Here is an 8732-nt window from a genome sequence, read left to right as displayed (position 1 = left end):
ATGCCCATTTTATCGGTTTCGTAATATTTTACTTGATGAATATATTTTTCCATAACTTTCTCCAATCTGCCAAACGACTTCAGCCATTCGGCTTTTTCTACCTATCGTACTATTTTAGCACAAATTCTTCAAAAATAAAATACGTTTTTTTTGCTTTTAGTTTCGTTTTTTTACTATTTTTTGTTCTTATTTTTTTCAAGAGAACTTATTGAAAATTCTATGGTAACCATTTAGTAACCATTTAGTAACTCTTTTGTATACTGTCCGTATAGCAGAACAAGTCATCTGAAATACGGTTTAAAAAAAGTTATAAATCATAAAGACAAAACTATAATTATTAATTGTTAGGAGACATATGTATGGACGCGGGTAAAAAGAATTTATTGCAATTTTTGAGTAATCGCCAACAGCTATCAATTCCTATCTATCAAAGGAAATACAGCTGGACAGAAAAAGAGTGTGATCAATTATTTGAAGATATTAAAAGAGTGGCACAGTCCTCTCAAGAGGAAAACCACTTCATCGGTTCCATAACCTATATGAACCCAGAAGGACATATTGTGATGGACATTGACAAACTTATGATAATTGACGGACAGCAAAGGATAACCACAATCTCATTATTGATTTCAGCATTAAGTAATTACTTATTTGAAAATCCTGTTGAAAACATCAACCCTAAAAAGCTGATAAACTATTACTTGATAAACGAGGACGAAATAGGAGAACTCAAGTACAAACTTATTTTGACAGATGAGGATAAGGCAACATTAATAAAGATTATCAACAATTTAACTAAAGATGATAAAGTACCTTTCGCTGAAGAGGATTCCAAAAGAGTTAAGGAAAATTACGAATTCTTTAAAGGAAAAATGAACGAAGAGAATGCTGAGTTAATTTATAAGGGTCTTAGCAAATTGCTAATCATTTTTGTTGCATTGGAACACAACATAGACAATCCTCAACTAATTTTTGAAAGCCTGAACTCTACAGGATTGGAGCTAAGCCAAGCAGACTTAATCAGAAACTACATTCTTATGGGCTTGAAGCCTGAGGAACAGGAAGAGCTTTATTCAAATTATTGGAAAAGGATAGAGAAATTGTTTGAGGAATCAGGCAGTTGGCTTTTCGACAAATTCATTAGAGATTACTTAACTGTTAAAACTGATAAAGTGCCTACTTTCAGAAACATATACACTGACTTCAAAAAATATTCAAAGACATATGACAATGTGGAAAATCTTGTCAAAGACGTTTTCAAGTTTTCAAAATATTTCTCCTGCATAGCATTTGGAAAAGAAGAAAATGGGAAACTAAAAGAGGCTCTTGACAGCTTAAGCAGCATGGGCTATGACGTAACATATCCATTCATGCTGCACCTCTACAAGGATTATGCTACAGGACTGTTGGGTGAAGAGGAATTTATTGAGATGATAAGGTATACTGAAAGCTACTTGCTCAGAAGATTGATCTGCAGCATTCCAACCCCTTCACTAAACAAGACATTTGCCAAGATGTACAATGACATAGACAAGGACAACTATTCTGAGTCCTACCAAATAGAACTTCTATTGAAGGAGAACTACCAGAGAATGCCTACTGATGTGGAATTTGGCAGAAACTTTAGAGAAAGAGACATCTACAATCTAAGTGGTAGGAACAAGGAGTATATTTTTGACAAACTAGAGAATTGGGGTTATGATGAAAAACACTTTGTTGAGAATTATGAAATTGAACATATCATGCCTCAAAATCCTAACTTGTCTCAAGAATGGATAGAGGCATTAGGTCCAAATTATAAGGAAATACAGAAAACCTATCTTCACACCATTGGAAACTTGACACTTACGGGTGCTGGCTGCAACTCTAGATTAAGTGATAAATTTTTCCTAGAAAAGAGAGACATTGAAGATTGTGGATATAATGATACTATTTTCAGATTAAGTAAGAATTATTTAAGAGATTTGGACACTTGGAATGAAGAGGAAATTAATAAAAGAGCAGATAAACTTATTTCCAGAGCATGTGAGATTTGGCAATATCCAGAAGTGTCTCAGGAATCCATTGACAAATATCTTGGAAACGAATCTGAAGAAACTACAAAATTGGATGATTTTTGAATAAAATTATAAAATTCAATGAAAATTAGATTAATTTGAATTAATTTAATTTTCTCTTTTTTACTTTTTTTAATAGTTTGCAATTGCTCTTACATTTTCTTTATATATTTTAATAAAATATTTATAATTAGATTTATATAGTATTAAATATTATTATAAGTATACTTTTTTTAAGATAAAGAGTTAAACGTTTTTTTATAAGGTGATTTCATGTCAAATGTTGTTAATTATGGAGAATTTTCCTCAAATACAAATTTCATAGCTAAAGATATTAATAGCAAGGAATTTGATTTGAAAATTAACGATTATTTTGATATAGAATCCACCAATCGCTTTTTTATTCATAATAGGCGTTATTTGGGAAGCAAGTACAAATTATGCCCTTTTATAAATTGGGTTTATGAAAATAAATGTTATGATATTGATTCTGTTGCAGACATATTTGCTGGCACAGGCGTTGTTGCTCAAATGTTCAATTCTTTTGCGAAAAAAGTTATTGTAAATGACATATTATACTCAAATTATTTAATTTACCAGACATTTTTTTCAGATAAAAAAATTAATTATTCCAAGCTTGAAGATATAATTTTTGATTTTAATTCATTGCATATTACGGAAGACAACTATTTTTCAGAAAATTTTGGAAACTCCTTTTTCACTATGGAAAATGCTCGTAAAATTGGTTATATTAGAGAAGAAATAGATCATTTGAAAAACATTAATCCAAGAGAAAAGGCTATTTTAATAACTAGCTTAATTTATGCAACTGACAGAGTGGCTAATACTTGCGGACACTATGACGCTTATCGTAGAAAATTGGACACTACTCACGAATTAAACTTATTAATGCCTTGCTTAGAAGACAAATACAACAAAAACAATAAAATCTTCAAAGAAGACGCAAACCAATTAGTAAAAAAAATTAAACCAGACTTGGTTTATATTGACACACCTTACAATTCAAGACAATATGGTGACGCTTACCATTTGCTTGAGAACTTAGCTGAATGGAAAAAACCGGAAGTATTTGGTGTTGCTAAAAAAATGAAGGACAGGAAAAAGACAAAAAGTAAATATTGCACTGTTAAAGCCGCTGAAACTTTTGAAGATTTGATAAACAATATCAATTCAAAATTTATACTGGTTTCATATAATAATATGGCAGAAAAGGGGTCTGGCAGATCAAATGCAAAGATTAGCCAAGAGGAAATAGTTGAGATATTGTCTAATAAAGGGGATGTTGAGATATTTTCTTCTGATTACAAAGCATTCACTACTGGAAAATCAAATATTAATAATCATAAAGAATTACTGTATTTCTGTGAAGTTCGTGATTAAAATGAAATATATTAAATCCTGTTTAAATTACACTGGAGGAAAATATAGATTACTTAATCAGTTGCTTCCTCTTTTTCCTAAGAGAATAGATACTTTTGTAGATGTATTTTGTGGTGGAGCCAATGTTGCTTTGAATGTTGATTCGAATAGAACTATTTGCAATGACAGCAATAAACCTTTGATTTATTTATTCAATTTTATAAAAAACAATGATTTAGAATGTTTATTCGATTCCATTTTTTCCATAATTGAGACATATGGTTTATCTAAATCAGATAAATATGGTTATAATTATTATAATTGTGATTCAAGTAAAGGTTTGGGGAAATATAATAAACCTAAATATATGAAATTGAGGGATGATTTCAATTCAAATGAAACTTTAGATTATGATAAATGTTTATATTTTTATACATTAATTGTTTATGGATTCAATAATCAAATCAGATTCAATAAGAAAAATGAATTTAACAATACTGTCGGAAAAAGAGATTTCAATAGTAGAACACAAGAAAATTTAAGGAATTTTCATGAAGTTATTAACACTAAAGATATTCTTTTTTCAAACAAGGATTTTAATGAATTTGATGTAAGCGATTTAACTTCTAAAGATTTTTTATATGCTGATCCTCCGTATTTAATCACAACTGCTTCATATAACGAACAAAATGCTTGGACTCTTGAAGATGAGAGAAGCTTATTAAAATTCTTAGATAATCTAAATGAAAACAATGTGAACTTTGCTTTATCAAATGTTCTAGAAAGCAAAGGAAAGGAAAATAAATTATTGAAAAAGTGGGCAAATAATTATAATGTTAATTATTTGAATTTTGACTACAGCAATTCTAATTATCAGACAAAAAAAGGAAAATCTGTTGAAGTTTTAATATGTAATTATTGAGTGTGATATTGTGCCAAAAGTTTGGAGTATTAATACAACTGTCAGAAATCCTGAAAGGTTGCAAGGATTCTTAAGAGTGTTAGAGGAATTTGAAGGTGAAATTTTTGATGAAGAAACTCAGGCATTATTCCAAAAAGCATTAGTTAGGAATAAATTATATAAACCTCTTGGAATTCCTGAAGAATTAGTTATGGAATATGAAAATCCTGAGCCTTTTGATGATTTTGATACTGAAAGGATATTTTCATTAGTTAATGATCCTGCATTTAGAGGACGTACTTCTGTCTCAAGATGTAATCAAATGGGTTTGTCCATAGCTTTAAAATCAGAAGGTCCAGTAGTTATTACAAATTTAGGAAAAAATTTTTTAGAGGATGATTTTTCCAAAGATCAAAATTTCTTTTTCAATTATTTTGTTAAATGGCAATTGCCTAATCCTCTGGAAAGCAGTTATTCTGATTTTGACATAAACCCTTTCTTAGCAACTTTATATATCATTAATAAAGTGAATGATTTGGAAGGAAGGAGAAAAAGGAAAAGAAAAGGAATAAGTAAAAATGAATTTGCTTTATTTGTAATTACTATGAAAAAATATACTGAAATAGATGATATTTGTGAAAACATAATTAGATATAGGGATTTCGTTAAAGAGTCTTCTGATGATGAAATGGAAATTTTTAATGAATTGCTTAGGGAAAAAGCTAAAGAAGTATTTAATGTAGTTTCAGAAACAGAAATTACTAAAAAATCAAATAATTTACGAGATTATGCAGATTCAGTTATCAGATGGTTTAGGAAGACCCAATATATTATTTATAGAGGTGCACAGAGATATGTTGATATTTCTCCTTCTAGGTTGGAACAAGCTAAGCAATTAATCAATAGCCTCTCTTTAAGTTCTAGCCATTATGCAACTAAAGAGGAATATAGAAATTATTTGAATGACATGAATCTTCCAGTGCTTCCTTGGGAAACAAATATTGAGGATAAAAAAGAAGTTATAATTAATTTAGGGAGACTTATCAAAAAAACACAAGACGCTATTGATTCTAATTTCCCAAATAGGAGACAGCACGATTTTGTTTGGAAACCTATATTCTTACCAAACCAAGGTTTAAATGATTTAAGAGAAATGGAAGTAGAATTCAAACAGCATTTAGATACTTTAAGCAATGAATTTAGAACTTTGAAAGAGAGTGATTTGAGCAATCTTAGTGTTTATATCGATAAATTAAATGAATTGGCTAATTTAACAAGCTCTAAAAGGAAAGATAGAGCACCTTTATGTTTAGAATGGTACACTTCATTATCCTTAATGGCACTTGATGACTCTTTGGAAATCAAACCTAACATTCTTAAAGCTGATGATGGATTGCCATTATTCACAGCTGGAGGAGGAGTTTCAGACATTGAATGTTTTTATGAATCTTTTAATTTAATTGTTGAAGTTACATTAATTAAAAGTAGAGCCCAAGTTCAGAATGAAGTTTTGCCAATTAGCAGACATTTTTCAGATTTGAAAGATAAAAATTTGGATAAAGAGTGTTATTGTCTATTTTTAGCTCCTTTAATACATAGAGACTCTTTAAATCAATTCTATTTCTTCATTAATAATGGCTTTGAAGGATATGACATAAATAAAACTTCTCCCCGGTAGTTTTATTTTATGATTTCATATAGACATAAATAGTAAAACAAAAATTTGCAGAATGGTAAATTAATCAATCATACTAAACTTGAAGAATTCCTTAGTAATACTCTTTTAAATTTAAAAAGTGAAAACAATACTAAGAATTGGCATAAGACTATAGATGATTCAATCGAAGAGTGGGCAAAATCATTTTAACTTTTAATTAGTTTGATTATATCTATCAAATATCTATCCTATAGCTATCACATAGCTATCAGGATATTAAATTTATATTACATAATTACAAACTATTCCTATGGACGACGAGACACTAATTCTATTGAGTTACATAACAATAGCCCCAAACAGGGAAAAGGTACTGAAATCATTTGAAGGAGAGGACTTTCTAAGACCAACCGAAATCTCCCGAAAGATTGGTGTTCACCCGAACAATGTGAGCAAGCACTTGAGATCCCTTCGTGAGCATAATTTAGTCTATGTCATGAATCCAGACTATCATGTTCCAAAACTGTACCGGTTGACTGAAAAGGGTAAAAATATTCTTAATATTTTTAAGAAATTTGAAAAAATTTAAATTTAAAATTTTTATTTTTAGATTAATATTTTTTTAATTTTTTAACATAATATTTATTTTAATTAGATATAATTTTTAATTACAAAAAGTTTATATATTTGTAATACATTTAATGTATTACACATATATATGGTTTATTATTTTTATTATTTTTTAACACTTATTTTTCATTTAATTAATTTTATCATTAATGATTTTATAGTATTTAGAAAGATTTATATATTTAATCAAACTTACATTATAATAACAAAATGTTAGAATATTAATGGGGTGATTAAAAAAATCAATAATTATATAGCATTCGCAGATGAGTCAAGTCAAAATCATGGTAAGTACAGATCAGTTTCTTTGGTAGTTCTTCATGAAACAGATTTTAAACATATAAATAATAAGTTAAGTTCCATTCTTAAAAAATATAATTTGAAAATCAAATCGTTTAAATGGGAAAAATTAAAATCAAAAAAGAAAGTATTAGCTTTAAGAGAACTTTTAGATTATTTATTTGGATTAATGTTGGATGGGTCCCTTAGGATTCATGTTTTAATTTGGGATATTGAAGACAGTCGCCATAACCATGTTGGTAGAGATGATATTAAAAATTTGTCTATGATGTATTATAAATTAATTAAAAATTTTGTTAATGATAAATTATATGATAAGGAAACGTTAACCATTTATCCAGACAGAAATAATGATTTGGATTGGGAAAATCTCGAAGAGATTTTTGTTAATGATGGCATTTTTAATATTAAGGGTAATGGTTTAGTTACTTTATCAGATAAGAAAGTATTTTTTAAGGAATCAAATACTGAAGATGAAAATTTAATCCAAATTGCGGATATATTTGCAGGGATGGGAAGGACATCATATGAGGATTATGATCAATATGAATTTTGGTTAACTGGTCAACAGACACTATTTCCATCAGAAATTAACATATCAAATAAACAAAAATGTCATTTTGAAATATATAAAACAGTTGATGAATGGGCTAAATCTAATAGATTAGGAGTTTCTTTAAAATCAAATAAAGGATTTAATTCATATGATAAGCACGGTCCTTTAAATTTTTGGTTTTATACTCCGCAACATAATAATGATCAAGCCCCATTAAAACAGAAGTAATAAAAAAATAAAATTAATGATTAATAAAAAGAGGTATTTAATGTATTTTGATATGCCAATAAATGAAAAAAGTGAAGATAAATTACATAGGACAAATTTTGTAAATTCCATAGTAAAATCTATAAATAATTATCCTTCAATGGATGAAAGTATTGTTATAGGATTAATGGGGGATTGGGGTACTGGCAAATCATCGATAATAAATATGATAGAATCAGAACTTGATGAAGAAATAATAGTCTTAAAATTTAATCCATGGAATTATCCCTCTCAGAATCAATTAATATCCTCATTTTTTGATGAATTATCCACAACATTTGATAAATATGATTTTAATAGTAAAATCAAAAAGCACCTATCAAAATATAAATCAAAAATGTTTGATAGTGCTATAGATATTGGGTCTTCTTATTTTAAGCCTTTAAAATTTCTTTCAATATTTAATAAAAATGATGAATATAATACATTAAATGATTTGAAAAGTTCTTTAAAAGACTCATTTAAAAAGCAAAAAAAGATTTTAGTAATAATTGATGATATTGATAGATTAAATCCAACTGAAGTAAGAGAAATTTTCCAGCTAGTTAAATCTTTAGCAGATTTTCCAAATATAATTTATTTGCTTGCATTTGATAAAGATTATGTTAATCATGCATTGAAAGATTGGAATATTAATTCAGATGATTATTCTCATTCAGAAGATTTTATTGATAAGATTGTTCAAGTTCCATTAGTAATTCCAAAATTTGATGATATAGATTTATATAAAGTTTTTTCATCAAAAATTGATATATTAAAAGGATATCATGAAAATGTAGGAAATATGAATAAAGAATTAATTTTTAATTTATTAATTCCTTATTTTAAAAATATAAGAGATATGAACAGATACTTTAATTCATTAGATTTTAATTTATATGCAATAGAAGAAAATATTCATATTGATGATTTTGCTTTAGTGACAGCGTTGCAAATTTTTGAAAAAGATATATATGATGAGATTAAATATAATGAGGATTTATT

At 27.8% G+C, this 8732-nt stretch carries 7 protein-coding genes; all 7 read left to right on the top strand.

Annotation, left to right across the window (positions count from 1 at the left end):
• The first annotated feature begins 359 nt into the window (after nt 1-359).
• Nucleotides 360-2120, top strand: coding sequence for a DUF262 domain-containing protein (locus Q0409_RS06275; RefSeq protein WP_298536167.1), 1761 nt, complete (start codon nt 360-362; stop codon nt 2118-2120).
• Between the two features lie 210 nt (nt 2121-2330).
• A complete protein-coding gene (locus tag Q0409_RS06270; protein WP_298536165.1) occupies nt 2331-3458 on the top strand; it encodes a DNA adenine methylase in 1128 nt (375 codons plus the stop codon).
• A 1-nt stretch (nt 3459) separates the two neighbouring features.
• Nucleotides 3460-4359 carry a DNA adenine methylase gene (locus Q0409_RS06265; protein ID WP_298536163.1) on the top strand — a complete coding sequence of 300 codons (900 nt, stop codon included), beginning with the start codon at nt 3460-3462 and terminating at the stop codon, nt 4357-4359.
• 10 nt (nt 4360-4369) lie between these two features.
• The gene (locus Q0409_RS06260; protein ID WP_298536161.1) at nt 4370-6016 is read left to right on the top strand and encodes an AlwI family type II restriction endonuclease; all 1647 of its coding nucleotides are present in this window, start codon (nt 4370-4372) and stop codon (nt 6014-6016) included.
• 289 nt (nt 6017-6305) lie between these two features.
• Nucleotides 6306-6584 carry an ArsR family transcriptional regulator gene (locus tag Q0409_RS06255; RefSeq protein ID WP_298536159.1) on the top strand — a complete coding sequence of 93 codons (279 nt, stop codon included), beginning with the start codon at nt 6306-6308 and terminating at the stop codon, nt 6582-6584.
• 270 nt (nt 6585-6854) lie between these two features.
• Nucleotides 6855-7709 (top strand): DUF3800 domain-containing protein, encoded by an 855-nt coding sequence (locus tag Q0409_RS06250; RefSeq protein WP_298536157.1) that lies wholly within the window; start codon nt 6855-6857, stop codon nt 7707-7709.
• Nucleotides 7710-7749: 40 nt separating this feature from the next.
• Nucleotides 7750-8732, top strand: a 983-nt coding sequence (locus Q0409_RS06245) for a P-loop NTPase fold protein (RefSeq protein WP_298536156.1), incomplete at its 3' end; no start/stop codon positions are given.

Origin of the sequence: uncultured Methanobrevibacter sp., from assembly GCF_937898925.1 — an archaeon.
Classification (GTDB): Archaea; Methanobacteriota; Methanobacteria; order Methanobacteriales; family Methanobacteriaceae; genus Methanobrevibacter.
Note: the sequence above shows the minus strand (reverse complement) of the source record. Positions and strands in the feature narration are given on the sequence as shown.